The organism is Streptomyces sp. CG4 (assembly GCF_041080655.1).
Lineage (GTDB): Bacteria > Actinomycetota > Actinomycetes > Streptomycetales > Streptomycetaceae > Streptomyces.
Genome location: NZ_CP163525.1, coordinates 9789948 through 9814835 on the forward strand (window position 1 = coordinate 9789948; position 24888 = coordinate 9814835).

Below are 24888 nucleotides of genomic sequence, written 5' to 3' on the forward strand. Positions count from 1 at the left end.
GGGAGCACCCCAGGAGACGGTTTTCTCCATGGCAGCGAGCCGCCGCCCCACCCTTGCCGATGTCGCCCGAGAAGTAGGGGTCAGTGCCAAGACGGTCTCCCGTGTCCTGAACGAGGACGGGCCCGTCTCCGCGCAGACCAGGGAACAGGTTCTCACCGCCGTAGCCAGGCTCGGTTTCCAGCCGAACCTCATGGCACGCAACATCCGCGTCGGCGGACCCGACACCACCATCGGACTGGTCGTCCCCGACCTCGGCAACCCCTTCTTCGGAGCCGTGGCCGGCGGCATAGAGGCCACCGTCCACGACCGGGGTCTGACCCTGCTCATGGGCTCGTCCGGCGAAGACCCCGACCGTGAACGCGACTTGACGTCGAAGTTCCTCGCGCGCCGCGTCAGCATCCTGATGGTCGTGCCGTCCGTCGGCGCCGACCACTCCCACCTGAAGCCCCATCGCGCCGCCGGGCTGCCCGTGGTCTTCATCGACCGTCCGGCCGTCGGCCTGTCCGCGGACAGCGTCGTCAGCTCCAACCGGGCGGGCGCCCACGACGGAGTCGCCCATCTCATCGCCCACGGCCACCGGCGTGTCGGCTTCATCGGCGACCTGCCCCTCAAGCTGTACACCCGCCGCGAGCGCCTCGCCGGATACCGAGCGGCCCTGGAGGAAGCCGGTCTGCCCTACGACCGTGCGCTGGTCGCCAACGCCCACGATCAGCAGGGGGCGGCGGCCGCGACCTCCCAGCTGCTCGGCCTGGCTGATGGGCCCACAGCCCTGTTCGCCGGCAACAACATCGTCGCGCTGGGCATAGTCGCCGAACTCGCCCGCAGCAAGCGGAAGGACATCGCCGTCGTCGCCTTCGACGACGTCCCGCTCGCCGAGGCACTCGAACCCGCCCTGACCGTCGTCGCCCAGGATCCCGAGGAAATCGGTCGGGTGGCTGCGGCCACCGCCCTGGCCCGCCTCGACGGCGACCGCTCCCGCGCGCGCACCATCACCGTTCCCACCCGGCTGATCGTCCGAGGATCGGGGGAGCCCTCTGCGCCTGCGCCGCAGGAGGCTTGATCCTCATCTCTCTCTGGGCCGCGCAAAAGATCAAGCACCGAACGTGCGGCGCGTGTCAGGATGCTCGGCATGTCTGGTCGCGCGCTGAGCTTCGGGGTGGTGGCGGAAGCATACGAACGGTTCCGGCCGGGGTATCCCGTGGAGCTATTCGACATGGTGATGGCGTATGCGGGCCATCCGGTCCAGACTGCCCTCGAGATTGGCGCTGGGACAGGCAAGGCAACCCGCCTGTTCGCTCAACGGGGGGTCATGGTCACCGCAACCGATCCTGACGGGTCCATGCTCGCCGAGCTGCGTAAACATGTACCGGCGAACGTCAGGACGGTGCAAGCCGCGTTCGAGGACCTGCGACCGGGCGAGCGGTGCGGACTGGTCTATGCGGCAGCCGCTCTGCATTGGACGAAGCCAGAGGGCCGGTGGTCACGCATGGCCGCGCTGCTGGAACCGGGTGGTGTGTTCGCCTCATGCGGCGGGCCATTCCGACTGGCCGACCCCGCTGTGGAGGAGGCTGTTCGCACGGCGCGAGCACCGTTCTTGGAGAGCGACGAGATTCCGTCCCCGGACGGGACGCCTCCGGATCATGCGATGCAGTGGCCGGGGACGGAGCTGCAACGGTCTGAGTGGTTCAGCGGCGTTCAACAGTCCGTGATCGAAAGACGCGTGACGATGAGCGCTCGCGACTACGTTGGTCATCTCTCCACCATCTCGGCTTATCTCGTCTTGCCGACCGCGCGACGAGAGCAGGTGTTCAGCCAGATCATGCAGGTACTGCCGGAAAGCGTCGAAACAACCGCCAACATTACCGTCCATCTCGCACGTCGGCGCCGCGAGGATTGATCACGACACCTCCACATGTGAGCCCGCCAGTCCCAAGGCCGGCTCCCTTTACTCGCGTGTGGCGTGTGCTCGGCCGAGGGGGAGTGGAACGACAGCGGCTGAGCGGTTGTCTGCGTGCTCGCGGATTGCGGCGTTCTCCGAAAGGAGGGTCATGATGACGGTCGCGGCGGCGTCGACTTGGTCCTGGAGCTGCCGGCACTGATCGCGACTCTTGCGAAGCTTGCTGTGGAGCTCGGCGAGTGCGGCGTCGCGCTGATGCTCCCGGAGGCCGGCGGGGCTGGTCCCGACATGACTGTCCGGCTCCGCCAGGACGTCGGTGGCCCGGTTCATCGTTGAGCGGATCACCTGGGCCATGCGGCAAAGGTCGTTCTTGGTCGGCTTGCCGTCGGTGCGCTCAGGGGCGCCGGCGAGGAGACGCTCCATCGCCTCGCGAAGAGCCCGTTCGGTCTTGGGCGAAACGGTCACCGATCCGCCTTCTTGATCATGAGGTTGACCTCGTGGAGCTGTGCGTCGAGGTGAGCCCGGCGGTGCTTGGGCAGGGACGTGTCGGCCCGCCGCCGGTTGAGGGACACTCGCTCGGCCTTCCAGATGGGCAGGTGTTCAGGGCCGAGGGTGCTGTTTGCGCGCGGTGCGGAACCGGTGCAGAGCCCGGATGACCGTGATGGGCTCGACCTGGGTCGTCGTCCCGGTAGTGTGATACTGATCAACGTATCGGTGGAAGTCCTCGTCGCTCCAGAGGGTGATGTCGTCGGGGAGCTGCTGGTCGACGCCGAATGTGGCCAGCGTGCGCAGATGCAGCATCCTGAGCGATCATGGACAGTTCCCGGCCCAGAAGGTGCCAATCCGGGGCGAGCCCGTGCAGCCAGACCCGCCGGCTGGCCCGGTCCTGATTCGCGAGCCGACGGACGACGTCGTTGAAGTCCCAGCAGTCGGTGATGTCCCCGAACCGGGGCGACGTGACGCCGGGCAGAAGGGGGTGTGACTGGATCACCGGCTCGTCGTCCCGGAACACGGAGCGGGCTGCTGGCAGTGGAGGCGGGTCATGCGTTGAACTCCACGTGTGCGGCGAGAGGAAGCTGCAAGGACAGGCTTTCACCGGCGATCTGCCGCCGGGCCTGGGCGATCTCGGCGTCCGTGCGGGCCTTGATCGCCTCGTTGACGTCGACCCGGCTCTGTCCCCAGAGCGCGTGGAAGTGCTGTGGGGACGACCGGAGCTGGAGCCGGGCCAGGTGATCCGCGAACAGCAGCAGCTGCGGCAGGTTCGAGGGCAGCACGAACGCGTTGCGGCATTCCAGGCAGCGGGTCGGGGCGACCGGGCAGAGCTGCCCGGGGCGGCCGAACGGTGAGGCGAAGGGGTCCTTGCAACTGGAGACACCCATGTCGAGCTGGCCCGAGCGAAGGTCCTCGATCTCCTCGCGGGTCAGGCCGAGCACGTCGCCCGATCCCGGCTCGGTCAGGGACTGTTCGGCGTCCTCGCTGAGCCAGATGGGCCTTTCGAGGGCCTTGTTGAACCAGCGGCTCTGGGCAGCAGTGATCACGTTCCCGGAGATCACCCGCAGGGTGGTGCCGTGTGCGTAATGGCCGCGGAAGACCTCCTCGATCTCCATGTGCCGGACACGGACGTCCATGCTCTTGCCACTGGCCAGCGACGTGCGCGCCGCCAGTGCTCGAACTGGACGATGTCGGACTCGGTTGCCGAGCGCAGATCCCGGCCGCGTGCCTGAAGAAAGCCCAGCAGCATCAACACCGCATAGGCGTACGTCCGCATCGTCTTCGCGGCCGTCCGACGCCAGGCCAGCCTTCGTAACCACGATGACAGCGGCTCGACCGGCCGCATCACATCGTCCAACAGCACCGGCGTACCGGCAGGCAGCCGATGCCGTTCAAGCGACTCCTCCAGCAGGATGCGATCAACCCCGGCCACGTCCCCAACCCGCCACACCGCACGGTGGTTGGCGGAGTACAGCTGCGCAGATCCTCCGAGCCTCGGCGTACGCGGTTGTGCACGTTCGCGGGCGCCCCGACGCCATGCCCAGGTAGCTGCGGGCATCACCGACGCCGCCCGTGGAAGTGTCAGGCGCGCCCGTGCGCCTGCTGTGTGTGGCGGGACAGTGAGTCAATGACCACCGCAGCGAAGAGCACCCCGCCCGTGATCACCAGTTGGATGGCGGTGGGCGTATCGGTGAGGGCCATGCCCGAGGCGATTGACTGGATGACCAGTATGCCGAGCACTGCGGACCAGGTTGTACCGCGTCCTCCGAACAGGCTGGTGCCGCCGATGACGGCGGCAGCGATGGCGTTGAGGAGCAGGACGCCGGAGCCGGAGTTCTGGCTCACCGATGTGATGCGCGAGGCCAGGAACAGGCCGCCGGTCGCCGCCAGGGTGCCGGAGACTGCGAGCACGGCCGTCTGTACGCCGGTCACGCTGAGGCTGGCGCGACGGGCCGCCTCGACGCTGCTTCCCAGTGCGTAGACCTGCCGTCCATAGGGCGTGCGGCGGAGCATGATGTCGAGGCCCGCCACCACGGCGAGGAAGATCAGCAGAGCCAGTGGCAGGCCCTGGAACTGGTTCAGTACATAGGCGGAGGCGAACGCGATGAACGCCACTACTCCTGTGCGCACCCCGATGGTGTGCAGCGGGCGGTGTGGCATGCCGACGGCCCTGCGGCGGCGCCTGTTCAGGTAGGAGGCGAGGAAGACCAGAGCTGTGGCGAGTGCCGCCACCGCGTAGGCGACGCCGGCGTTGGTGAAGTAGTAGCTGGTGAGGTGGGCGATGAGCCCGTTCTCGTCGAGGTTGACGGTGCCGCTGGTGCCGAGGATGGCGAGCATGAGGCCGTTCCACGTCAGCAGCCCGGCGAGGGTGACCACGAAGGCCGGCACCCGGGTCCTGGCGACGGAGTACCCCTGGACGGTTCCTGCCGCGGTGCCCGTCAGCACGGCGGCGATCAGGGCAAGCCATTCCGGCACGCCGTTGTTGACGTTGAGCACCGCGAAGACCGCGGCGGCGAGCCCGCTGATCGAGCCGACCGACAGGTCGAGTTCACCGAGCAGCAGCACGAAGACGATGCCGACCGCGATGAAGCCCGTGCCCACGATGTCCACGCTGAGGTTGGACAGGTTACGGGGCGAGAGGAAGCTGGAGTTCAGGCCCTGGAAGATGATCCAGACCGCGGCGAGAACGAAGGTGACGGGAAGGTAGCCCAGCTCACCGGCGCTCAGCCTGCGCCGCCGGACGGCGATCCAGCCCGCCACGGCACGGGTGACGGCCCGCCTGGCGCGGCGCTGACGGGCCTCTGTGGTGGCTGCTGCGGGATCGGCCCGCGTCTCGTCCGGCATGTCACGCATCCCTTTCATCACTCGGCCTCGCGGTGGGCCGGCCGGCGGGGCGCGTTGTCCGTGGCGCCCGTGATGGAGGAGATGATCTGCTCCTGGGAGACGGTGCTCACGTCGAAGAAGCCGTTGTTGCGGCCGAGCCGCAGCACGGCGGCCCGGTCCGCGAGGGCCTTCACATCGCCCAAGTTGTGGCTGATGAGCAGGATCCCCAGGCCGTGGTCGCGGAGACGGTCGACGAGGTCGAGGACCTCGGTGGTCTGCTCGAACCCCAGCGCCGCGGTCGGTTCGTCCAGAAGAAGGACGCGCGGGTCGCCGAGGAGCGAGCGGGCGACGGCGACGGTCTGCCGCTGGCCGCTGGACAGTGACACCAGGGGGGCGCGCAGATCGGGGACGCTCCGGGTCAGACGCTCCAGCAGCTGTCCGGTGCGGCGCTCCATCTCCACCTCGTCGAGGAAGCCGAACCTGCGGATCTCCCGTCCGAGGAAGAGGTTGCCGACGACGTCGAGGCCTCCGCACAGCGCCAAGTCCTGGTAGACGGTGGCGATGCCGAGGTCCCGGGCTTCTTGGGGACGCCTGATGTGAACGGGCCGGCCCTCCCACTCGATGCTCCCCTTGTCCGCGGGGGCGACCCCGGAGATCACCTTGACCAGGGTGGACTTGCCGGCTCCGTTGTCGCCGAGCAGGGCGAGGACCTGGCCGGCGTGGATCTCCAGCTCGATGTCCCGGAGGACCTCGACGACGCCGAAGCGCTTGCACACGCCGTGCAGGGCCAGCAAGGGGGGCGGCAAGAGAATCATCTCCTTCCCGGGCCTGGGGCCGGCCGGTCCCACCTCTCAGGTCAGCCCGGCCTTGTGGCAGTCGTCCGCGAGTGGCGGGGCGCAGATCTGTTCGAGCGTGTACACGCCGTCTTTCACCAGGGTGTTCTTGATGGTGGCAAGGGTCACGGGCACCGGGGTGAGCAGCACGGCCGGAACCTCCTCGCCGCCGCGGGTTTTCACCCGCCTGGTGGCCATCCCGTCGAGGCGCTGACCACGCGCGGCGGCCACGGCCATGGCGCCGCCGGCGGCAGCCTCGGGTCCGAACGGCTTGTAGACCGTCATGTACTGATCGCCGCCGACAATGCGCCGTACGGCTGCGAGCTCGGCGTCCTGCCCGGTGACGGGGGGCAGCGGGCTGACCTTGTTGGCCTTGAGGGCGGCGATACTGCCGGCGGCGAGGCCGTCGTTGGCGGCGTAGACGCCGTTGATGCTGCCGGCGCCCAGGGCGGCGATGGCTCCGGACATGTTCCGGTTCGCCGCCTCCGTGCTCCACTGGGGTGTGTCGTACTCCTTGGCGATCGTCACCTTCCCCTGGAGTTCGGACAGTGCGCCCTGCTTGAACGACAGCGCGTTGGGGTCGCCGGGGTCGCCGTTCATCATCACGATCCGGCCGCCGTGCGCCTTGGCGCCTATGGCCGTCAGCAGTGCCCTGCCCTGGAGCCTGCCGACCTCCTGGCCGTCGAAGGAGACGTAGCCCGAGATCGGGCCCTCGGCGAGGCGGTCGTAGGCGATGACCGGGATGTGCGCGGCGGCTGCCTTTCCGACCGAGGCGCCCATGGCCCTGGCATTAACGGCCGTCAGGACGATGGCATCGACCCCGTTGGCGATCGACGAGTCCATCTGTTCCTGCTGGATGGCCACGTCACCTTTGGCGTCGGCGTACTCGATCGTGCAGTCGCCGCACAGCTGCCGGATCCTCTGCTCCAGCAGGGGCCTGTCCCGCGTCTCCCAGCGGGCTGTGGTGGATTCCGGCAGCAGCACGCCGATCTTCCGCGCGCTCCCTGCGCCGGAGGTGTTCCCGGCGCCCGATCCGCAGGCGGTGAGGGACACGGCCGTCGAGACCGCGGCCAGGGCAAGGGCGGTGTCCCGAACGCGGGCTTTCATGCGCGAGGCCTCCCTCCTCCTGCAACCGTGGTGCAGCGGCGTGGCCCACCGGGGCGAGGCGGGGTCTCGGCCCGCACCCGCTCGGACCAGGCGAAAGTCGCAAATCGACCACCTCGCCAGTGTGACACCGGCCATGGTGAACTACGAACTCGGTGCTGCGTAGCCGACACGACGCCAATCTGTCCGGTTCATCCCCCTATGCGATTCTGGAAGGGGAGTGCCCAGTGGCAGCCGGTCGGCGCGCGGGCACGGACGGGAGGTGGATGCGGACATGCCTCACGACGGCACGGCCCGGACCGGACTCCCGCAGCTGGGGACAGCCGAGGTCGGCGTCGCGGACACCGGCTCACCACCGAGGCCGGAGACCTCCGGGAGCGTCCGCGCCCTGACGTTCGCCGGAGCGGCGCTGGCGGTGCTCTATGTGCCCGGCCCAGGCTCTGACGATCTTCGGTCGGTGGACACGGCCGGATGCGCCCCTGCCGAGTACGGGCTGCCGGAACGCCTGGCTCTGTCCGGTGGCTCGCCTGCGGCCCACGCCTTCCGTGTCCTCCACCCCGTGTGGCTGACCCCCGGGGCACTCGCCTCCTACCCCGAGGGATGTCCTGCGCCGCCGCGAGCCCGGACCTCGCTCGGTGCGTTGCCCCTCGGAGCCGAGGGCAGACGGCTCGGCTGCCTCGTCGTCGTGGGTGACGGTGAGAATGGCTTCGAAGCCGAGCAGCAGCGCTTCCTGAAGCGCTATGCCGACGCGGTCGCCGACGTGCTGGAGGCCGGGGCCGGGGGAGGGCCGCCGACGGCACCCTTGAGTTCCGCATTGCGCCGAATGCGCGTCGGCTCCTTCGTCCTGGTGCCGGAAACCGGCGTGATCGACGCGGACGAGATGCTGCGCGACCTGGTCGGCATCAAGCCGGACGACTTCGACGGCAAGGTGGAATCCCTGCTCGCGCACGCACTGCCGGAAGACTTGCACGCGCTGATGTCGGCGCTGGAGCCGTCCACCCAGACGTCCGGCCGACGGGAACTGGACTTCCGAGTCCGCTGCCCCACGGGTGAGATGCGCTGGCTGAGTCTGAGGTGCCGCGTGGCGGCGGGTGCCGACGACCGGCCGGAGCAGGTGCTGGGCGTGGTGACGGCGACCTCGGTCCTGGACCGGGGCGCCGACGACGTCTCCCGGATCCAGTGGCTGACCGCCGCACTCGACGAGGCCACCACCGTGCGCGACGTCAGCCACGTGCTGGTCACCGCCCTGCGCGAGCCCCTGAGCGCCGACCGGGTGGTGCTCGCCGACCTGCAGCACGAAAGGCTCCAGGTCACCCTGCTCGACCCGCCGCAGCCCGCTGCCTGGCCGCGGGCATGGCGTCTCCAGTGGCGTTCGGAGTGGCCCGACGCGCCCCTCAGTGCCCTGCCCACCCTGCAGATGGCTCTGCGAGACGGACGTATGGACCTGTGGCCGACAGGCACCGCCTTCGAACCAGGACTCGACGGCATCGGCCCCGGAGGACTTGCCGTCCTGCCGCTGCCCGCCAGAGGCCGGGTCGCCGGCGTGTGCCTGATCGGCTGGGACCGGCCGCACGAGTTCGTCCCCGAGGAACGTTCGCTGCTGACCGCCACCGCCTCACTGGCTGGCCAGGCCCTCACCCGCGCCCAGTCCTATGACGCCGAACAGGAACTCGCGACGATGCTGCAGCGCAGCCTGCTGCCGCGGCGTCTGCCCGAGCTTCCCGGTGGGATCGCCGTCGCCCGCTATCTCCCCGCCCGGCGGGGACTGCAGGTGGGCGGCGACTGGTACGACGTGATCGCCCTCTCCGAGGACCGGGTGGCACTGGTCATCGGCGACGTGCAGGGCCACAGCGCCGCAGCCGCGACGATCATGGGGCAGATGCGTACCGCGGTCAGGGCGTACGCGGTGGAGGGCCACCCGCCCGACGTGGTCGTCTCGCACGCCAACCGCCTCCTCGTCGGCATGGAGACGGATCTCTTCGCCACCTGCTGCTACGCCGAACTGGACATGGACGAGGGCGACGTCCTGTTCGTCCGGGCCGGACACGTCGCACCGCTGCTGCGCCATCCCGACGGCAGCACCGAGGAGGTCGAGGTCGAGGGTGGCCTTCCGCTGGGCATTTCCATGGAGGCGGACTTCCCGATGACCGCGGTGGCAATGGCGCCGGGAACGATGCTCGCCCTGGTCACCGACGGGCTGATCGAGGCCGCCGACCTGTCCCTGGACGAGGGCATGCGCCGCACGCGGGCCACTCTCGCCGCGGCCGACCCGTCGGATCCTGGGCGGGTGGCCGACGACCTGCTCGGCGACTTGGGCCGTCGCGAGGACGACGTGGCGTTGTTGCTGCTGCGCTACGACGGCATGAAGACCCGGCCGATCCGGTCGGGCTGGCTGGTGTGGCGGCTGCCCGACGCCGTCATGCACGCCCGCCGGTTCACCGCGCGCACGCTGCGCCGCTGGAAGGTCGAAGAAGCCACCGACCCGGTGCTGCTGGTGGTGTCCGAACTCGTCACCAACGCCCTGGTGCACACCCAGGGCCCGGTCCGTCTCGACCTGATGCTCCGCGGGGACCGGGTGCGGGTTTGCGTGAGCGACTCCTCTCCGCGGGCGCCCGCCAAGCCCGTGATCGTGGACTGGGAGTCGACCGGCGGCCGGGGTCTGCTCCTGGTCGAGGCGATGTCGGAGTCCTTCGGCACGGTGCCGGTGGCCGGCGGCAAGCAGGTGTGCAGCGAGATTGCGGTACCGCGTCGCGAACCGGCTTCGGTGGGCGCAGAACCGGGCGGGCGCAAGGACGGGGACCGATCATGATGCATCGCAGGAAACGCGTGACGCCCTGTACGCGATATGTCGTCGGCGCGCTTTTCGCGGGCCTGCTGACCATACCCTCGGCCGCCTGCGCAGGAAGTGGAAAAGCCACCACGGACAGCTTCACCGTCGGCCTGCTGCTGCCGAGCCGGTTGGTGCCGCGCTGGGAGAACTCCGACAAGCCGCTGATCGAGCAACGGGTGAAACAGCTCTGCCCGCGCTGCAACGTCACCTATGCCAACGCCGACGACGACTCAACGGCCCAGCGGCAACAGATGATCGCCATGATCACCAAGGGGGCCAGGGTCCTCATCCTCGGCGCCACCGACAACAGGGCGCAGCGCTCTTCCGTCCAGGAGGCGCACAACGCGGGCGTCCCCGTCGTCGCCTACGACAGGCTCGCCGAGGGCCCGATCTCGGGCTACGTCAGCTTCGACGGAGTACAGGTCGGCACGCTGCAGGGCCAGGCCCTCCTCAAGGCCGTGCACGCCCCGGCCAAGGACGCGACCATCGTCATGATGAACGGCGACCCGACCAGCCCCAACGCCGCCTGGTTCAAGAGGGGTGCACTGTCCGTCCTGCGGGGCAAGGTGACGATCGGCCGTTCCTACGACACCCCGGGCTGGAGCACGAACAACGCGAACGCCAACATGTCCGCCGCCATCTCGGCCCTGGGCCCGGGCCGAATCGACGGCGTCCTGGCCGCCAACGACGCCATGGCCGCAGGCGTCATCTCCGCACTCAAGAGCGCTCACGTCAGGCGCCTTCCACCGGTCACCGGGCAGGACGCCGACCTCGACGCGGTGCAGCGCATCGTCAACGGCGAGCAGATCATGACGGTGTACAAGTCCTTCCGCGCGGAAGCTGAAGCAGCCGCTGCCATGGCCGTCGCCCTGGGCCGCGGCGAGAAGCTGCACACTATCGCCACGACGACGACCGACAGCCCGACCACCCACCACATCCCGTCAGTGCTCCTCACCCCGGTCGCCGTGACAACCGCCAACATCAAGCAGACCCTCATCAAGGACGGTGTGTACACCATCGCCCAGATCTGCACACCGCAGCTGAGGGCCGCTTGCGCGAAGGCAGGGCTGACTCCGTAGACGGGCGGGGAGCGGCGAGAGGGGGCCCTGCCCAGTAGTCGAGGCACGTCGACAGGGTGAACGTCGCCGCCGTGGAACGCGCCGGTGTCCGAGTCCAGGCCGACGGGCCGACGGGTCGGCCGGCCCTCGCGGACGGCGGTGACGGTCGTCGTACGGCCCTCGGAGGACGCCAGTTCGCCGGGCCGGGCTCGGCACGTCAGCGCTGCAGGGTGAGGACGCCTGGCCGCCAGGGCAGTTGGTCGTAGGGGCCGCTTGCGGTGGGGGACTTGCCCTGGTAGAGGAGCTGCAGGTGGCAGGGGTCGATGGTCATGGTCTGGTCGGGGTTGTTGCGGACCAGGTCACCGTGGCTGATGTCGTTGGTCCAGGTGGCGCCGCTGTTGGCCTTGCCCGCGAAAGGGGTGCTTTCGCTGCCGGCCTGCGGGGTCCACGAACCGCTGAGGCTGGACGCCGTGAACGAGCGGAAGTAGCGCCCATTGGCACCTATCGCCTCGACGATCATGAGGTACTGGTTCTGGTCCTTGACTTTGTAGACCTGCGGTGCCTCGAACAGGCTGTTCGTGGAGTCGCTCATGACCGTGGTGGCGGACGAGCCGAAGCTGCCGGGGAAGTTCCCGATCGGCATGCTCGCCCGGTAGATCTTGCCGTTGTCACCGGCGAAGAACAGGTACATGTTCTGGCCGTCGGCGATCAGGGTCTGGTCGATCGGCCCGGTGCCGGAACCTGGGATACTGCCGGTGAACAGAGGCTGCGGCGAGGACCAGCCGTTGGGGTTGGTGGGGTCGCTCGACGTGCGGTAGAAGAACGGCCACGCGCCCCACTGGGATGCCAGGACCCATATGTTCTTGGGCGCGAAGTAGAACAGCGTGGGCGCCACCGTGGACTGGTTCATCCCGGTCTGGCCGGCCGACGCCATGTCCGACCAGTTCGTGAAGGGACTGAAGGCCATCGAGCCGTACGACGATCCCGACACGTTCGACGCGTAGACCAGGTGCTTGCCGTTGTACACCACGTCGGTGAAGTCCTTCAGTGAGACCCACCCGTTCGCCGGCTGCGCCAGCGCACCCGTCGACGTCCATCGGTACGTCGACGGCAGGGAGCAGGTGCCGCCGCCCGGCGTCGCGGACAGGCCTGTCCATTTCTGGTTGCTTCCGCCGTTGCACGTCCAGAGCTCCACCGCCGTGCCGTTGGCTGTGCCGGCGCCGGTGACGTCCAGGCACAGCCCGGATTCGACGCCGACGATCGTGCCGTCGGAATTCACCCGCCACTGCTGGTTCGCACCGCCGCTGCAAGTCCAGATCTGCACCTGGGTACCGGCCGCGGTGGCGTGGTCCGGAACATCCAGGCACTTGTTGCCGTACACGGTCAGCTGGTTGCTGTCCGTCCATGTCCACTGCTGGTTGGTGCCGCCCGAGCAGTCCCAGATCTGCGGGTAGGTGCCGTCGGTCTGGCTGGCGTTCGGTACGTCGAGACACCGGCCGGAACCCACACCGCGTAAGGCGCCGCTGGTGGCCGCCTGAGCCGGGTTGGCGACGAGCGTCGCCGTCAGCAGGAGCAGGGCCGCGACGGCGGCGGCGAACACCGCGGGCAGATGTCCGCGGCTTGAAACGCGTCTGGGCATGAGGACCTCGTCATCCTTGGGTGAGCGGCTCCGGTTGGCCCCATCAGGGGCTGCCCGGACTGTCGACGCGAGACACATTGATGCGGGCATGTCATTGGCGTCGTGTGGCATGCCCCTTGCGGCTCGGTGGTTGCGGTGGCGCGACTCGGCGGTGCTCTGCTGTGCGAGTGGAGTGACCTCTTGGTTCCGGCCCACGCCGACATCCTGGCCGGCTTGCGCCGTTGTCGGCGAAACGCCGTGCGCCCGGGATGCCTCGCTCACCGTTGGGCAACGGGTCCATAGCGCGGTGAACTGAATGGCAGCGATGACGGCGGCCGCCGTGGGCCCGGGAGAGCGGGCCCGTGCCCGGCTCGGCCGTGCGCATGTTCACGGGGCACCGCCGAGGAGTCGGCTCTCGTCCCACCAGGGAGGCGTCTCGTCGCGGACCGGGTCGAACTCGACCAGCGTCACTTCGTGGCGGGCCAGCGCGAGATCGAGGTCGACCATGCCGTCCCGCGCGGTCTCCCGGCCGTGCGTGCGCGCAGGTTCGGCGGCCTCGTGCAGCCGGTCGAGCCGGCGCAGGTCCGGGGAGAGGGGGCTGCCCATGCGCCGCCACGCCGTGTACGCGTTGCCGCGCTCCTCGTCGACGGACGACCGCAGGGTGAACACCTCGCCCGGACCGGTCGGCACCGAGAGGCGCACCCGGTGCCCGTCCGTGTCCACCGGTGCCCACGCGAGCACCGCCACCCGCCCGTCGGCGTGTCGCGTCACGAGATGGTCGGCACCGCGCGCAAGTACCTCCTCGCCCGTCCGCGCCATAAACGCATAGAGGTGGTACGTCGGCTTCTTCACCTGCCGGTGGGTGAGCAGCCCGAACCCGCCGTGGAACAGCGCGGTCGGTACGCCCGTCTCCTCGAACATGTCGCTGAACGTCCAGTACGAGAAGGAGTCCGCGTACTCCCCGCCCTCCGTGACGACCGGAGCCAGGTACGCGGCATGGAAGGCGGTGTCGTGGATCGGGTTGTCCGGCCGGTAGGAGGAGTTGAACTCGGTGATGTGGACCGGGAGGTGGGCAAGTCCCGTGTCCTTGAGGGCGCGCCGGGGCTGACCGAACTGGTCGAGCAGCCCCTGCGCCGGGCCCAGCGTCTGATGCACCCCGAACGGCACATGCCGGGCCGGCCCCGACGTGTACGCGTGCCGGGACACGAAGTCGACCGGCACCTCCCGTGCCGCGGCGAACGCGGCGAACCGCCCGATCCAGTCGTCCGCGCCGGGTGACACGGCCGGGCCGCCCACCTGCAGCGACGCGTCGATCGCCTTGATGGTGTGCGCGGTCATCTCGTACAGGCGGTGATATGCGTGCTCGTCGGCGCCCTCCCAGAAGTCCGGGAGGTTCGGCTCGTTCCACACCTCGATCGGCCAGGTGCGTACCTCGTCGAGCCCGTAGCGGTCCACGAGATGGCGGACCGTCGCCCGCACGAGGTCCACCCATTCCCTGCATGAGGACGGCGGCGTGACGTTGCCGCCCCACCAGAACACCGTCTGGTCGCCTGACGCCAACTCGCCTGGCATGAAGCCGAGTTCGAGGAACGGCCGGATGCCGAGTTCCAGATAGCTGTCAATGACCTGATCGACGTACGTGAACGCATGGTGGACCCGCCGCTCGCCTTGCCACTCGTACGGTCGGTACACCCCCATGCCGTCACTGAGCAGCCCGTGCCCCCGGATGTACCCGAAGCCGATCTCGCGCTGCACCAGGGCAAGGGACTCCCGGTGGTCGCGACGCAGCGTGAGGTCCATGCGGCCCGTGCCGACGCAGGTCCGCCACGGGGCGGCGGCGATCATGGTGGAGGAGGAACTCATGCTGGGCCTTTCGTCTCACGGGCAGTGCGCAGCCGGGAAAGGCGGTATCGGGAACGAGGACCGAGAAGTTCCGAGAGTCTTCCGGAAACAACACCGCAACCTAGGACCGCTCCTGGACCCTGTCAATGGGGTGCGCACGTACGGGAGTTGGCCGGAATGCCGAACGGCCTTCACATCCCCGGACCGATGCCGCAGCGTTCCTGCCCCCCATGGGAGGCGTGGTGACCGCCTTCGACCTGCCCCCGAGCGAAACGGAGTGACACCGGCCGCCGCTCGGCGAACCGGATGACTTCGACACCTTCTGGCAGGAACCCTGGCATCCGCCGCGCACCCCGATGCGCCGCTCACCCCACGCTCGGGCACGTCGAGGAGATCCCCTTCGCCTGGCGCGCCCAGGCCCCCGCCCGCATCTGCGTCGGCCTGCCGGAATCCTGAATCCGCCCGGCGCCAGGGCCCGGATTCGAGGCCGATGTTCGACGGGTCGTATGGGCGGAGGGCTTGACCGGCGACCGGTCGACGGCATGTCCTACGGTTTCCGGAAGGAGTGCGTAGACCTTTCGGGAGCACATGTCGACGGAGGAGGGGAATGTGGCCGGGGAAGGCGCTCAGCGCAAGACAGCCACGCGGAGCCCGGACGGGCCGGCCAAGGTGACGATCACCGAGATCGCGCGAGAGGCCGGCGTGTCGGTGCCGACCGTCTCGCGGGTCGTCAACGGACGCTCCGACGTCTCGCCCGCCACCCGGGCCCGGGTCGAGGACCTGCTGCACCGGCACGGCTACCGGCGCAGGCCCACGGGCGACCGGGCGGCCCTGCTCGACCTGGTCTTCAACGATCTGGACAGCCCGTGGGCCGTGGAGATCATCCGGGGCGTGGAGGAGGTTGCCCACGAGGCGGGAGTCGGCACCGTCGTCTCCGCGATCCACGACCGGGCGGGTGCCGCGCGCCAGTGGATGACCAATCTGCGGGCCCGCGCCTCGGACGGCGTGATCCTGGTGACCTCGGCCCTGGAGCCGGGCCTGCACGACGAACTGCGGCGTCTGGGCGTTCCGTTGGTGGTGATCGACCCGGCCGGATCACCCGCCACCGAGGCGCCGACCGTCGGCGCCACCAACTGGGCGGGCGGCATGGCGGCCACCGAGTATCTGCTGCACCTCGGGCACCGGCGTATCGGGTTCATCGAGGGCCCGCCGCGGCTGCTGTGCTCCCGGGCCCGGCTCGACGGCTACCGGGCCGCGCTCGACGTCGCGGGCGTGCCGGCCGCCGACGAACTCATCGTGCCTGGCGACTTTTACCACGAGTCCGGCTTCACGGGCGCGGGCTGCCTGCTCGACCTGGCCGACCCGCCGACCGCGATCTTCGCGGCCAGCGACCAGATGGCGCTCGGCGCGATCGAGGCACTGCGGCGGCGTGGCCTCAGGGTGCCCGAGGACATGAGCATCGTCGGCTTCGACGACCTGCCGGAGGTGCGCTGGTCCGCGCCGCCGCTGACGACCGTGCGCCAACCTCTCGCGGACATGGGCAAGTTGGCGGCACGCTCGGTCCTCGATCTCGCACGCTCGGTCGCCCCCGCGTCGCCACGGGTCGAACTGGCGACGGAACTCGTGGTCAGGGCCAGTACGGCAGCGCCGCGCCAAGCGTAACGGAACGTAATACTCCGGGGGTGTCAACGGCCCTTTTTGTCAGGGCCGTTGACACCCCCGACGCATGCCCGTAATTTCCGTGGCCACCTCCCCGATAATTTACGGATCTCTTCCGGAAGGTGTGCCATGCCAGACACTGCCCCTTCTTCTCTCTCCCGTCGCCGCTTCCTTGGAGTGGTCTCCGTCGCGGGGCTGGGCACCGCCGTGCTCACGTCGTGCGGGAGCTCCGACTCCGGCGGCGGCAAGGACAGCCAGGGCAGGACCGTTGTCGAGTGGTGGCACATCCAGACCACGGAGCCCGGCAAGCACTTGTGGCCCCAGCAAGCCACGGCGTACGAGAAGGCGCATCCCAAGGTCAAGATCAAGCTCGTGCCGCTGGAGAACGACGCCTTCAAGTCGAAGATGACAGCCCTCGTCGGTACGGGAAAGCTGCCCGACCTGTACAACACCTGGGGCGGTGGCGTCCTCAAGCAGCAGGTCGACGCAGGTCTCACCGAGGACATCACCGACCAGGTCAAGGACTGGATCGGCGACCTGGTGCCCGCCTCGCGCAAGGCGTACGAGTTCGACGGCAGGACCTATGCCGTTCCGGTCGACATCGGAGCCGTCGGCTTCTGGTACAACAAGGCGCTCTTCAAGCAGGCCAAGATCGCCGCCCCGCCCACGACCTGGGCCGAACTCCTCGACGCCGTCAAGAAGCTCAAGACGGCCGGCATCACGCCGATCGCCCTCGCCGGCAAGGAGAAGTGGCCCGGCATGTACTACTGGGCGTATCTGGCGATCCGTATCGCCGGGGTCGACGGAATGCAGAAGGCCGCGGACGCGAAGGACTTCAGCGGCGACGACTTCGTCAAGGCGGGCGAGCACCTCAAGGAACTCGTGGACCTGCAGCCGTTCCAGAAGGGCTTCCTGGGTGCCGCGTACCCGGGGCCGACCGGTGAGGCAGCCACCATGGGCAACGCCAAGGCGGCCATGGAACTGATGGGCCAGTGGGCGCCCAATACGCAGAAGTCGGAGGGCAAGGGCATCGGCTCCGACCTCGGCTTCTTCCCCTTCCCGGCGGTCGACGGCGGCAAGGGCAAGCCCACCGACGTCTTCGGCGGTGGCGGCGGCTACGCGCTGCGCAAGGGCGGGCCCAAGGAGGCCCTCGACTTCCTGAAGTGGTTCGTCGGCCCCGAGAGCGACAGCAGGCTCGTCAGGGAAGGCGGGATGATCCCGGTGAACACGAAGGCCCGGGACGCCCTCACCGATCCCAACCTCAAGGCAGTCTCCGACCTGCTGAACGCCGCCACGGCCTTCCAGCTCTACCTCGACCAGGCCTATCCGCCGGCCGTCGGCCAGGAGGTCAACGACTCGGTGGCCGCGCTCATCGCGGGCTCCAAGTCCCCGCAAGAGGTGACCCGTTCCATCACCCAGGTCGCGAAGAGCCAGTAGATGACGATGGCTTCGACCCAGATCGAGGACGCGGGACCCGCTCTGCGAGAGGGGGCGCCGACCGGTCAGGTGAGGAACCGGCGGCCGGTGGCCCGCCGGGTGCGAGACTGGCTGACCGCCTTCCTGTTCACCGTCCCCGGGCTCGCTCTGTTCCTCGTGTTCGTGGCGATCCCGATCCTGTACGCGGGATACGTCTGCTTCTTCAACTGGGGTGGTTTCGGCTCGCCTTCGGACTTCGTGGGCGTGGACAACTTCACCCGCCTGTTCCAGGACCCGGTGTTCCTCGGCGACCTGTGGCGCGGCCTGCTCCTGGTGGGCCTCTCGCTCGGCCTGCAACTCCCGTTCGCGCTCGCCATGGCCGTGCTCCTCAACCAGAAACTGCGCGGCCGCGCCGTCTACCGGATGCTGTTCTTCGCCCCGTACGTCCTGTCGGAAGTCATCACCGGCGTGCTGTTCTCGATGATCTTCGCGCCGGACAGCGGGCTCGCCGACAAGGTGCTCGGCGCCGTCGGCCTCGGCGGCGCCGGCGGCCTCTGGTTCGCCGGCCAGAACACCGTCCTGGCGACCCTCTTCCTGGTCATGACCTGGAAGTACTTCGGATTCCACATGATGCTGCTCCTGGCAGGGCTTCAGGGCATTCCGGCCGAACTGACGGAAGCCGCCCGCCTCGACGGGGCGAACGCCTGGCAGCGTTTCCGCCACATCACCCTGCCCCTGCTCGGACCGACGATCCGGATGAGCATCTTCCTGTCCGTGATCGGCGCGATCCAGCTCTTCGACCTGGTGTGGGTGGTGACGCAGGGCGGACCCGACCACCACTCCGAGACCATGGCGGTCACGATGTTCCAGTTCGGCTTCAAGCGCTACCAGATGGGGTACGCCAGCGCGATCTCGATCGTCATGTTCCTCATCAGCCTCGTCTTCGCGCTCTTCTACCAGCGCTATGTGCTGCGCCGCGACACCGAAGGCGCCCTCACGAACATGCGAGGATCCCGATGACGGCCCCGGCTCCGACTGCACGGCGACGCAGCTTCACGTCCCTGCCCCTGTACGTGACTGTGTGGCTGATCGGCGTCGTCATGGTGACGCCGCTGCTGTACGCGCTCATGTCCGGCTTCAAGTCCACCGACCAGCTCTCCGGCAACTCGTTCGGCCTGCCCTCCCCGTGGGTGACGAAGAACTACACCGACATCCTCAAGGACGGCGCGTTCTGGCGCATGCTCGGCTCGTCGACCCTGATCGCCGTCGCGACCACCGTGCTGACGGTGGGTGCCGCTGCGCTCGCCGCGTTCGCTCTCGCCCGATTCGCCTTCCGGGGACGGGAGGTGCTCTTCGCCCTCTTCACGGTCGGCCTGATGTTCCCGTTCGCGGTGGCGATCCTGCCGCTGTTCGTGCTCCTGCGCACGTTCGGACTGCTCGACAACCCGTGGGGCGTGATCCTGCCGCAGGCCGCGTTCGGGCTGCCCATGACCGTGGTCATCCTGCGCAACTTCTTCCGGGAGATCCCCGGCGAACTGGAGGAGGCAGCCACGCTCGACGGCTGCTCCGCGTTCGGCTTCTTCTGGCGGGTCCTGCTGCCGATGGCGCGGCCCGCGCTCGGCACCGTCTCCGTCCTCGCCGTGGTGACCAGCTGGAACAACTTCCTGCTCCCACTGCTCGTCTTCAGCGAACCCACCTGGTGGACGATCCCGGTCGGCGTCCAGCAGTTCCAGGGCCAGTACTCCAGCGACACCGCCCGCATCTTCGCCTACCTGGTCCTGTCCATGGCACCTGCGCTGGCCTTCTACGCGGTGGCCGAACGGCAGTTGATCGGCGGCATCACATTGGGCGCGACCAAGGGCTGACACCGCCGTCGGCCGTCAACACCCCGTTTTCACACCGTACGTGAGGAGTTCCATGGTTCAGCCATGGCAGGACACCGCCCTGTCCGCGCAAGCCCGGGCGGCAGACCTGCTCGCCCGGATGACCCGCGAGGAGAAGACCGCCCAGCTGTCCAGTGTCTGGCTCGGCAGCTCCGGAGACGAAACAACGGGCGCCGAGGTCGCCCCCGGCCAGAACGCGTACGCCAACCGCAGCGCCGCCCTGGACACGCTGCTCCCGTACGGGGTCGGCCAGCTGACCCGCCCTTTCGGTACCGTTCCCGTGGATCCGGCAGAAGGCGCCGCCTGCCTCGCCGAACTGCAGCGCACCATCCGCGCGGGCAACCGGTTCGAGCTGCCCGCGCTCGCCCACGAGGAGTGCCTGACCGGCTTCACCGCCTGGCAGGCCACCGTCTTCCCGACCCCGCTCGCCTGGGGCGCCACCTTCGACCCCGCGCTGATCACGGACATGGCTCGGGCGATCGGTACGTCGATGCGTGCGGTCGGCATCCACCAGGGCCTCGCCCCGGTCCTGGACGTCGTACGGGATCCACGCTGGGGCCGCACCGAGGAGACCATCGGCGAGGACCCCTATCTCGTCGGCACGATCGGTTCCGCGTACGTACGCGGCCTGGAAACTGCCGGCATCGTTGCGACGCTCAAGCACTTCGCCGCGTACTCGGCCTCCCGAGCCGCCCGCAACCACGCGCCCGCGTCGATCGGGCCGCGCGAACTCGCGGACGTCATTCTGCCGCCGTTCGAAATGGCGATCCGCGACGGCGGCGCCCGCTCCGTGATGCCCTCCTACAACGACATCGACGGCCTGCCCGCCCACGCTCACCCGATGCTGCTCACTCACATCCTTCGCGAACAATGGGAGTTCAGTGGCACCGTGGTCTCGGACTACTACGGGATCTCGCTCCTCGAAGAGGCGCACCGGGTCGCGGACGGGGAGCCCGGAGCGGCGCGGCTCGCCCTCGCCGCGGGCGTCGACGTGGAGCTGCCCGCCGCCCGCTGCTTCAGCCTGGCGGACCCGCTCCCCGAGGATCTGCTCGACCGGGCCGCGCTGCGCGTCCTGACCCAGAAGTGCGAACTGGGGCTGCTCGACGCCGCCGGGGAGCCCGGCACCGGGGATGTGCCCGTCGACCTGAACCCGCCGCACATGCGGGAGCTGGCGAGGAGGGTCGCCGAGGAGTCGGTCGTGCTGCTCGCCAACGACGCCGGAACGTTGCCGCTGAGTGACGGGCTGCGGATCGCCGTCGTCGGGCCGCTCGCCGACGAGCAGGCCGCCATGATGGGCTGTTACACCTTCCCCCGGCATGTGGGCGTACACCACCCGGAACTCCCCATCGGTGTCGATGTGTTGACGCTGGCCCAGGCGCTGCACGCGGAATTCCCGGGCGCCGAGTTCGTCGACGAGCCGGCCGGCGCGGATGTGGCGCTCGCCGTGGTCGGGGACCGCTCCGGCCTGTTCGGACACGGCTCGTCGGGCGAGGGCTGTGACGCCGAGGACCTGGAACTACCCTACGGGCAAGGGGAATTGCTGGACGAGATCATGGCGTCCGGCGCTCCGTTCATCGTCGTCGTCCTCAGTGGGCGGCCCTACGCGCTGGGCCGCTGGGCCGCACGGGCCGCGGCCGTCGTCCAGGCGTTCTTCCCCGGACAGGAGGGCGGCCGGGCCGTCGCCGGCGTCCTCTCCGGGCGTGTGGAGCCGTCAGGGCGACTGCCGATCGCGGTGCCGCGCAGCCCCGGCGGTCAGCCCGCCCCGTACCTCGCGCCGCCGCTCGCCCGGAACGGCTTCCCCAGCACGGTCGACCCGACCCCCCTCTACCCGTTCGGCCACGGCCTGTCGTACACCACCTTCGCCTGGGACGCCCCCCAGTGCGAGAGCGCCGAACTCCCCACCGACGGCGAGACCTCGATCCGCCTCACTGTCCGTAACACCGGCGACCGGCCGGGCACCGAGATCGTCCAGCTGTACCTCCACGACCCGCTCGCCACCGTCGCCCAGCCCGATGTCCGGCTCGTCGGCTACGCCCGGGTGCCGCTCGACGCGGGGGCGTCCGCCGAGGTCCACGTCACCTTCCCGGCGGACCTGGCCGCGTACACCGGAGCCGACGGCCGCCGCGTCGTCGAACCCGGCGCCCTCGAACTGCGCCTCGCGACCTCCAGCGCACACGCCCGCCACACGGTGCCGCTCACCCTGACGGGTCCGGTCCGCGAGGTCGGGCACGAGCGGCGGCTGCGCTGCGAGATGCGTGTCAAGTAGCCGCGTCGGCTCAAGCGCAAGGTCAACCACCGGTATCCACAACCTAGTTGAGGAGATCAACGATGCGCTCCACTCGTGTCCGAACCGCCACGCTCGCCGCCGCGGCAGCCCTTCTGGCGGGGCTCGCCGTCGCCCCGGCCGCCCACGCGGGCACCCACCGGCACACCGCCGACCCCACCCTCGGCCAACTCGCCGAACGCACCGGCCGCTACTTCGGCTCCGCCGTCGACAACCCGGAACTCGCCGACACCCCGTACGCCGACCTGCTCGGCAAGGAGTTCGACGCCACGACGCCTGGCAACGGCATGAAGTGGTATGCCACCGAACCGCAGCGTGGCGTCTTCGACTTCACCGCGGGCGACGAGATCGTGAACTACGCGAAGGCCAAGGGCCTGAAGGTGCGCGGTCACAACCTCCTGTGGCACCAACAGCTGCCGGACTGGCTCACCTCCGGCACCTGGACCAAGGACGAACTGCGCTCCATCCTCAAGAACCACATCACGCACGTCGTCAAGCACTACAAGGGCAAGGTCTTCGCCTGGGACGTCGCCAACGAGATCATGAACGAGGACGGCACCTACCGGGAGAACATCTTCTACAAGACGATCGGCCCGTCCTACATCGCTGACGCGCTGCGCTGGGCCCACGCCGCCGACCCCAAGGTCAAGCTCTATCTGAATGACTACAACGTCGAGGCCGTAGGCCCCAAGTCCGACGCCTACTACACGCTGATCAAGCGGCTCAAGGCCGACCACGTCCCGATCGACGGGTTCGGCATGCAGGCGCATCTGGCGCTGCAGTACGGATTCCCGGACCGGATGCAGCAGAACATCCAGCGCTTCGCCGACCTCGGCGTCGATGTCGCGATCACTGAGCTGGACATCCGCATGACCCTGCCGTCCGATGCGGACAAACTGGCCCGACAGGCCGACTGGTACGGCAAGGTGACCGACGCCTGCCTCGCCGTGAAGCGCTGCGTCGGTATCACCCTGTGGGGCTACTCCGACAAGCACTCGTGGATCCCCGCGGTCTTCCCGGGCGAGGGCGCGGCCCTGCCCTGGGACGAGAACCTCGCACACAAGCCCGCGTACGACGCGATCCGTGAGGCTCTGCGGTAGACCTCGGGCGCGCGCAGTGCCTCGACGGCCAGGCCGTGTCCGACGAGCAGGTGGTGGGCGGCGGCGAGGGCGCCGGTGCCCTCCTGGGCGCCGGGTGCGTGGCGGCCGACGGCGTAGGCGAGGAAGACGCTGCACCAGGGCTCGTTGAGGGTGATCCAGCTCGGGACGCGGTCGCCGAGGCGCTCGGCGACGATCGCCGGGTACTTGGCGAACCGCTCGGCGCTCGCGCGGATCCGCCAGCCGCCTTCGTCCTCCAGGGCCTGCGGCAGGTCCCAGTGGTAGAGGGTGGCGGCCGGTTCGATCCCGGCGTCGAGGAGGTCGTCGGCGAGACGGGAGGAGAAGTCCAGGCCCTTCCGGCTGGTCGGGCCCTTGCCGGTGGGGTGGATGCGGGGCCAGGCAATCGAGAAGCGGTACGAGTCGTCGCCGAGGCCGCGCGGCAGAGCCACGTCCTCGGGGTGGCGGCGGGAGCGGTCGCAGGCCACGTCCCGGTGTCGCCGCGATCGCCGCGGCCCGGGGTGTGGCTGTAGGCGTCCCAGATGGAGGGGCCGCGCCCGCGGTGATGCCGGCGGCGATGTACTTCCAGAGGAAGATGACCCTCGGCGAGTGGCCAGTGACGACCAGTTCCGCGAGTTGAAGCATTTCACCACCTGAGGTCAGCGGAGCCCTGTCGGTCGCCTGGACACGTCCGCACCCTGGACGCTGTGGCTCCAGGACGCGGACGGCCGCGAGGTGATGTCGTCAGGCCGCAAAGGCACCCGAGCCGCGCGTCGAAACCTTTCGAACGATCCATGCATCACCCGGTGTGGGTAGTTGACCGTGCCTTATGCTTCTGGGCATGCGAGATGACGAGGGCGTTGGTCGCATCACCCTGGCGCAGGTGGCCCAGCTGGCGGGGGTCTCCATTTCGACAGTTTCGAAGGTGCTCAACGGGCGACAGGACGTGGCCGCACCGACGCGCGTCAAAGTGGAGCGCGTCCTGGACGACAACGCGTACCGCCGTACCACCCGGGCCGCTCGCGAGGCGCCTCTCATCGAGCTTGTCTTCCACGAACTGGAGAGCGTCTGGGCGCTGGAGCTGATCCGTGGGGTGGAGAAGGTCGCCAAGGCCAACGGCGCCAGTGTGGTGCTCACCGAGAGCGGCACCCGCCAGGCGCCGGGTCCCGAGTGGATCGAGGGCGTGCTGCAGCGCAGCCCGCGCGGTGTGGTGCTGGTCTTCTCGACGCTGCCCGCGGAGGTGAAGCAGCGGCTGCGCTCGCGTTCCATCCCGTTCGTCGTCATCGACCCGGCCGGCGACCCCGACCCGGACGTGCCCTCGGTGGGCTCCGCCAACTGGAACGGGGGCCTGTCCGCCACGAGGCATCTGGTCCAGCTCGGTCACCGTCGCATCGGCATCATCACGGGTCCGCAGGACATGCTCTGCTCGCTGGCCCGCCTCGACGGCTACCGTTCGGCGCTCAGTATGGCGGGTCTGGCGGCGGATCCCGAGCTTGTGCGGTACGGCGACTTCCACGTCGAGGGCGGGCGCGAGCGTGCGGCCGAGCTGCTCGATCTGGACGATCCGCCGACTGCGATCTTCGCGGGGAGCGACCTCCAGGCCCTCGGCGCCCTGGAGGCCGCCCGGCTGCGGGACCTGCGCGTCCCGCACGATCTGTCCGTGGTCGGCTACGACGACGTACCCCTGGCCCAGTGGTCGAGCCCCGCGCTCACGACGGTCCACCAGCCGCTGCGGGAGATGGCCGAGGGCGCGACCCAGATGCTGCTGCGTCTGCGGTCACAGGAGCCGGTGGCGACCCGGCTCGAACTGGCGACGAGCCTGGTCGTGCGGCAGAGCACGGCGGCGCCCTCCTTCGAAAGAGTTTCGGATACTCCTTCTGACTGACACTTCGTCATGTTGCCTGAGTCGCGCCTCGCTGAGTCAGATCTGTTGTGGCGTGCGCCAAAGTGCCCTGTCATCAGGGAAGTTGACGTACGAGAGCAACATCATCACAACTCAAGAGTTTCGCACTCTTTGCCGAAAGAGTTGACAGTCCACAGGCCCGGCACCAACCT

General features: G+C 69.1%; 20 protein-coding genes and 1 pseudogene. 11 read left to right on the forward strand and 10 right to left on the reverse strand.

Going from position 1 to position 24888, the window contains the following annotated elements:
* The first annotated feature begins 28 nt into the window (after nt 1-28).
* Complete coding sequence (locus AB5L52_RS44480; protein ID WP_351029002.1) at nt 29-1060, forward strand: LacI family DNA-binding transcriptional regulator; 1032 nt, start codon at nt 29-31, stop codon at nt 1058-1060.
* Nucleotides 1061-1129: 69 nt separating this feature from the next.
* On the forward strand, nt 1130-1897 hold the full coding sequence (locus tag AB5L52_RS44485) for a class I SAM-dependent methyltransferase (protein ID WP_351029004.1): 768 nt from the start codon (nt 1130-1132) through the stop codon (nt 1895-1897).
* Nucleotides 1898-1945: 48 nt separating this feature from the next.
* Here AB5L52_RS44485 and AB5L52_RS44490 read toward each other — a convergent pair whose 3' ends face one another.
* The 7 genes from AB5L52_RS44490 to AB5L52_RS44520 all read right to left on the reverse strand — a co-directional run bounded on the left by AB5L52_RS44490 (nt 1946) and on the right by AB5L52_RS44520 (nt 7152).
* Nucleotides 1946-2362 (reverse strand): hypothetical protein, encoded by a 417-nt coding sequence (locus AB5L52_RS44490; RefSeq protein WP_369368697.1) that lies wholly within the window; start codon nt 2360-2362, stop codon nt 1946-1948.
* Between the two features lie 135 nt (nt 2363-2497).
* Entirely contained in the window at nt 2498-2698 is a 201-nt protein-coding gene (locus AB5L52_RS44495) for a hypothetical protein (RefSeq protein ID WP_369368698.1), read from the reverse strand.
* A gap of 239 nt (nt 2699-2937) precedes the next feature.
* Nucleotides 2938-3525 carry a hypothetical protein gene (locus tag AB5L52_RS44500; protein ID WP_351029008.1) on the reverse strand — a complete coding sequence of 196 codons (588 nt, stop codon included), beginning with the start codon at nt 3523-3525 and terminating at the stop codon, nt 2938-2940.
* Complete coding sequence (locus AB5L52_RS44505; RefSeq protein ID WP_351029009.1) at nt 3447-3947, reverse strand: site-specific integrase; 501 nt, start codon at nt 3945-3947, stop codon at nt 3447-3449. Before AB5L52_RS44505 ends, AB5L52_RS44500 begins: the two co-directional genes overlap by 79 nt.
* A 23-nt stretch (nt 3948-3970) precedes the next feature.
* Complete coding sequence (locus AB5L52_RS44510; protein ID WP_351029011.1) at nt 3971-5242, reverse strand: sugar ABC transporter permease; 1272 nt, start codon at nt 5240-5242, stop codon at nt 3971-3973.
* A gap of 8 nt (nt 5243-5250) precedes the next feature.
* The gene (locus tag AB5L52_RS44515; RefSeq protein ID WP_351029013.1) at nt 5251-6027 is read right to left on the reverse strand and encodes an ATP-binding cassette domain-containing protein; all 777 of its coding nucleotides are present in this window, start codon (nt 6025-6027) and stop codon (nt 5251-5253) included.
* Between the two features lie 36 nt (nt 6028-6063).
* On the reverse strand, nt 6064-7152 hold the full coding sequence (locus AB5L52_RS44520; protein WP_351029015.1) for a substrate-binding domain-containing protein: 1089 nt from the start codon (nt 7150-7152) through the stop codon (nt 6064-6066).
* A 271-nt stretch (nt 7153-7423) separates the two neighbouring features.
* On the opposite strand from AB5L52_RS44520, the gene AB5L52_RS44525 reads away from it, so the two are divergent.
* Nucleotides 7424-9958, forward strand: coding sequence for a SpoIIE family protein phosphatase (locus AB5L52_RS44525; RefSeq protein WP_369368700.1), 2535 nt, complete (start codon nt 7424-7426; stop codon nt 9956-9958).
* Entirely contained in the window at nt 9955-11058 is a 1104-nt protein-coding gene (locus tag AB5L52_RS44530; RefSeq protein ID WP_369368701.1) for a sugar ABC transporter substrate-binding protein, read from the forward strand. The genes AB5L52_RS44525 and AB5L52_RS44530 overlap by 4 nt, the downstream gene beginning before the upstream one ends.
* A gap of 196 nt (nt 11059-11254) precedes the next feature.
* Here AB5L52_RS44530 and AB5L52_RS44535 read toward each other — a convergent pair whose 3' ends face one another.
* Both AB5L52_RS44535 and AB5L52_RS44540 read right to left on the reverse strand, forming a co-directional pair.
* Nucleotides 11255-12676, reverse strand: a complete 1422-nt coding sequence (locus AB5L52_RS44535; protein WP_369368702.1) for a non-reducing end alpha-L-arabinofuranosidase family hydrolase — start codon at nt 12674-12676, stop codon at nt 11255-11257.
* Nucleotides 12677-13042: 366 nt separating this feature from the next.
* Nucleotides 13043-14518 (reverse strand): xylan 1,4-beta-xylosidase, encoded by a 1476-nt coding sequence (locus AB5L52_RS44540; RefSeq protein WP_369368703.1) that lies wholly within the window; start codon nt 14516-14518, stop codon nt 13043-13045.
* A 588-nt stretch (nt 14519-15106) separates the two neighbouring features.
* Between AB5L52_RS44540 and AB5L52_RS44545 the strand changes: the two genes are divergently transcribed.
* The 6 genes from AB5L52_RS44545 to AB5L52_RS44570 all read left to right on the forward strand — a co-directional run bounded on the left by AB5L52_RS44545 (nt 15107) and on the right by AB5L52_RS44570 (nt 22839).
* A complete protein-coding gene (locus AB5L52_RS44545) occupies nt 15107-16159 on the forward strand; it encodes a LacI family DNA-binding transcriptional regulator (RefSeq protein WP_076096821.1) in 1053 nt (350 codons plus the stop codon).
* Nucleotides 16160-16285: 126 nt separating this feature from the next.
* The gene (locus AB5L52_RS44550; RefSeq protein ID WP_351029025.1) at nt 16286-17593 is read left to right on the forward strand and encodes an extracellular solute-binding protein; all 1308 of its coding nucleotides are present in this window, start codon (nt 16286-16288) and stop codon (nt 17591-17593) included.
* A 6-nt stretch (nt 17594-17599) separates the two neighbouring features.
* The gene (locus tag AB5L52_RS44555; RefSeq protein ID WP_369369079.1) at nt 17600-18592 is read left to right on the forward strand and encodes a carbohydrate ABC transporter permease; all 993 of its coding nucleotides are present in this window, start codon (nt 17600-17602) and stop codon (nt 18590-18592) included.
* Nucleotides 18589-19437 (forward strand): carbohydrate ABC transporter permease, encoded by an 849-nt coding sequence (locus AB5L52_RS44560; protein ID WP_369368704.1) that lies wholly within the window; start codon nt 18589-18591, stop codon nt 19435-19437. The genes AB5L52_RS44555 and AB5L52_RS44560 overlap by 4 nt, the downstream gene beginning before the upstream one ends.
* 52 nt (nt 19438-19489) lie before the next feature.
* Nucleotides 19490-21721 carry a glycoside hydrolase family 3 N-terminal domain-containing protein gene (locus AB5L52_RS44565; RefSeq protein WP_369368705.1) on the forward strand — a complete coding sequence of 744 codons (2232 nt, stop codon included), beginning with the start codon at nt 19490-19492 and terminating at the stop codon, nt 21719-21721.
* Between the two features lie 62 nt (nt 21722-21783).
* On the forward strand, nt 21784-22839 hold the full coding sequence (locus tag AB5L52_RS44570; protein ID WP_369368706.1) for an endo-1,4-beta-xylanase: 1056 nt from the start codon (nt 21784-21786) through the stop codon (nt 22837-22839).
* 8 nt (nt 22840-22847) lie between these two features.
* Here AB5L52_RS44570 and AB5L52_RS44575 read toward each other — a convergent pair.
* Nucleotides 22848-23422, reverse strand: a pseudogene (locus AB5L52_RS44575) (family 1 glycosylhydrolase); the annotation flags it as partial.
* A gap of 240 nt (nt 23423-23662) precedes the next feature.
* On the opposite strand from AB5L52_RS44575, the gene AB5L52_RS44580 reads away from it, so the two are divergent.
* Complete coding sequence (locus tag AB5L52_RS44580) at nt 23663-24718, forward strand: LacI family DNA-binding transcriptional regulator (protein WP_369368708.1); 1056 nt, start codon at nt 23663-23665, stop codon at nt 24716-24718.
* Nucleotides 24719-24888: the final 170 nt, after the last annotated feature.

Excerpts from the sequence above, each read along its gene's own strand:
- AB5L52_RS44480 (WP_351029002.1), top strand. The coding sequence starts at position 29 with ATGGCAGCGAGCCGCCGCCCCACCCTTGCCGATGTCGCCCGAGAAGTA.
- AB5L52_RS44485 (WP_351029004.1), top strand. The coding sequence starts at position 1,130 with ATGTCTGGTCGCGCGCTGAGCTTCGGGGTGGTGGCGGAAGCATACGAA.
- AB5L52_RS44495 (WP_369368698.1), bottom strand. The coding sequence starts at position 2,698 with ATGCTGCATCTGCGCACGCTGGCCACATTCGGCGTCGACCAGCAGCTC.
- AB5L52_RS44500 (WP_351029008.1), bottom strand. The coding sequence starts at position 3,525 with ATGGACGTCCGTGTCCGGCACATGGAGATCGAGGAGGTCTTCCGCGGC.
- AB5L52_RS44505 (WP_351029009.1), bottom strand. The coding sequence starts at position 3,947 with ATGCCCGCAGCTACCTGGGCATGGCGTCGGGGCGCCCGCGAACGTGCA.
- AB5L52_RS44510 (WP_351029011.1), bottom strand. The coding sequence starts at position 5,242 with ATGCGTGACATGCCGGACGAGACGCGGGCCGATCCCGCAGCAGCCACC.
- AB5L52_RS44515 (WP_351029013.1), bottom strand. The coding sequence starts at position 6,027 with ATGATTCTCTTGCCGCCCCCCTTGCTGGCCCTGCACGGCGTGTGCAAG.
- AB5L52_RS44520 (WP_351029015.1), bottom strand. The coding sequence starts at position 7,152 with ATGAAAGCCCGCGTTCGGGACACCGCCCTTGCCCTGGCCGCGGTCTCG.
- AB5L52_RS44525 (WP_369368700.1), top strand. The coding sequence starts at position 7,424 with ATGCCTCACGACGGCACGGCCCGGACCGGACTCCCGCAGCTGGGGACA.
- AB5L52_RS44530 (WP_369368701.1), top strand. The coding sequence starts at position 9,955 with ATGATGCATCGCAGGAAACGCGTGACGCCCTGTACGCGATATGTCGTC.
- AB5L52_RS44535 (WP_369368702.1), bottom strand. The coding sequence starts at position 12,676 with ATGCCCAGACGCGTTTCAAGCCGCGGACATCTGCCCGCGGTGTTCGCC.
- AB5L52_RS44540 (WP_369368703.1), bottom strand. The coding sequence starts at position 14,518 with ATGAGTTCCTCCTCCACCATGATCGCCGCCGCCCCGTGGCGGACCTGC.
- AB5L52_RS44550 (WP_351029025.1), top strand. The coding sequence starts at position 16,286 with ATGCCAGACACTGCCCCTTCTTCTCTCTCCCGTCGCCGCTTCCTTGGA.
- AB5L52_RS44555 (WP_369369079.1), top strand. The coding sequence starts at position 17,600 with ATGGCTTCGACCCAGATCGAGGACGCGGGACCCGCTCTGCGAGAGGGG.
- AB5L52_RS44560 (WP_369368704.1), top strand. The coding sequence starts at position 18,589 with ATGACGGCCCCGGCTCCGACTGCACGGCGACGCAGCTTCACGTCCCTG.
- AB5L52_RS44565 (WP_369368705.1), top strand. The coding sequence starts at position 19,490 with ATGGTTCAGCCATGGCAGGACACCGCCCTGTCCGCGCAAGCCCGGGCG.
- AB5L52_RS44570 (WP_369368706.1), top strand. The coding sequence starts at position 21,784 with ATGCGCTCCACTCGTGTCCGAACCGCCACGCTCGCCGCCGCGGCAGCC.
- AB5L52_RS44580 (WP_369368708.1), top strand. The coding sequence starts at position 23,663 with ATGCTTCTGGGCATGCGAGATGACGAGGGCGTTGGTCGCATCACCCTG.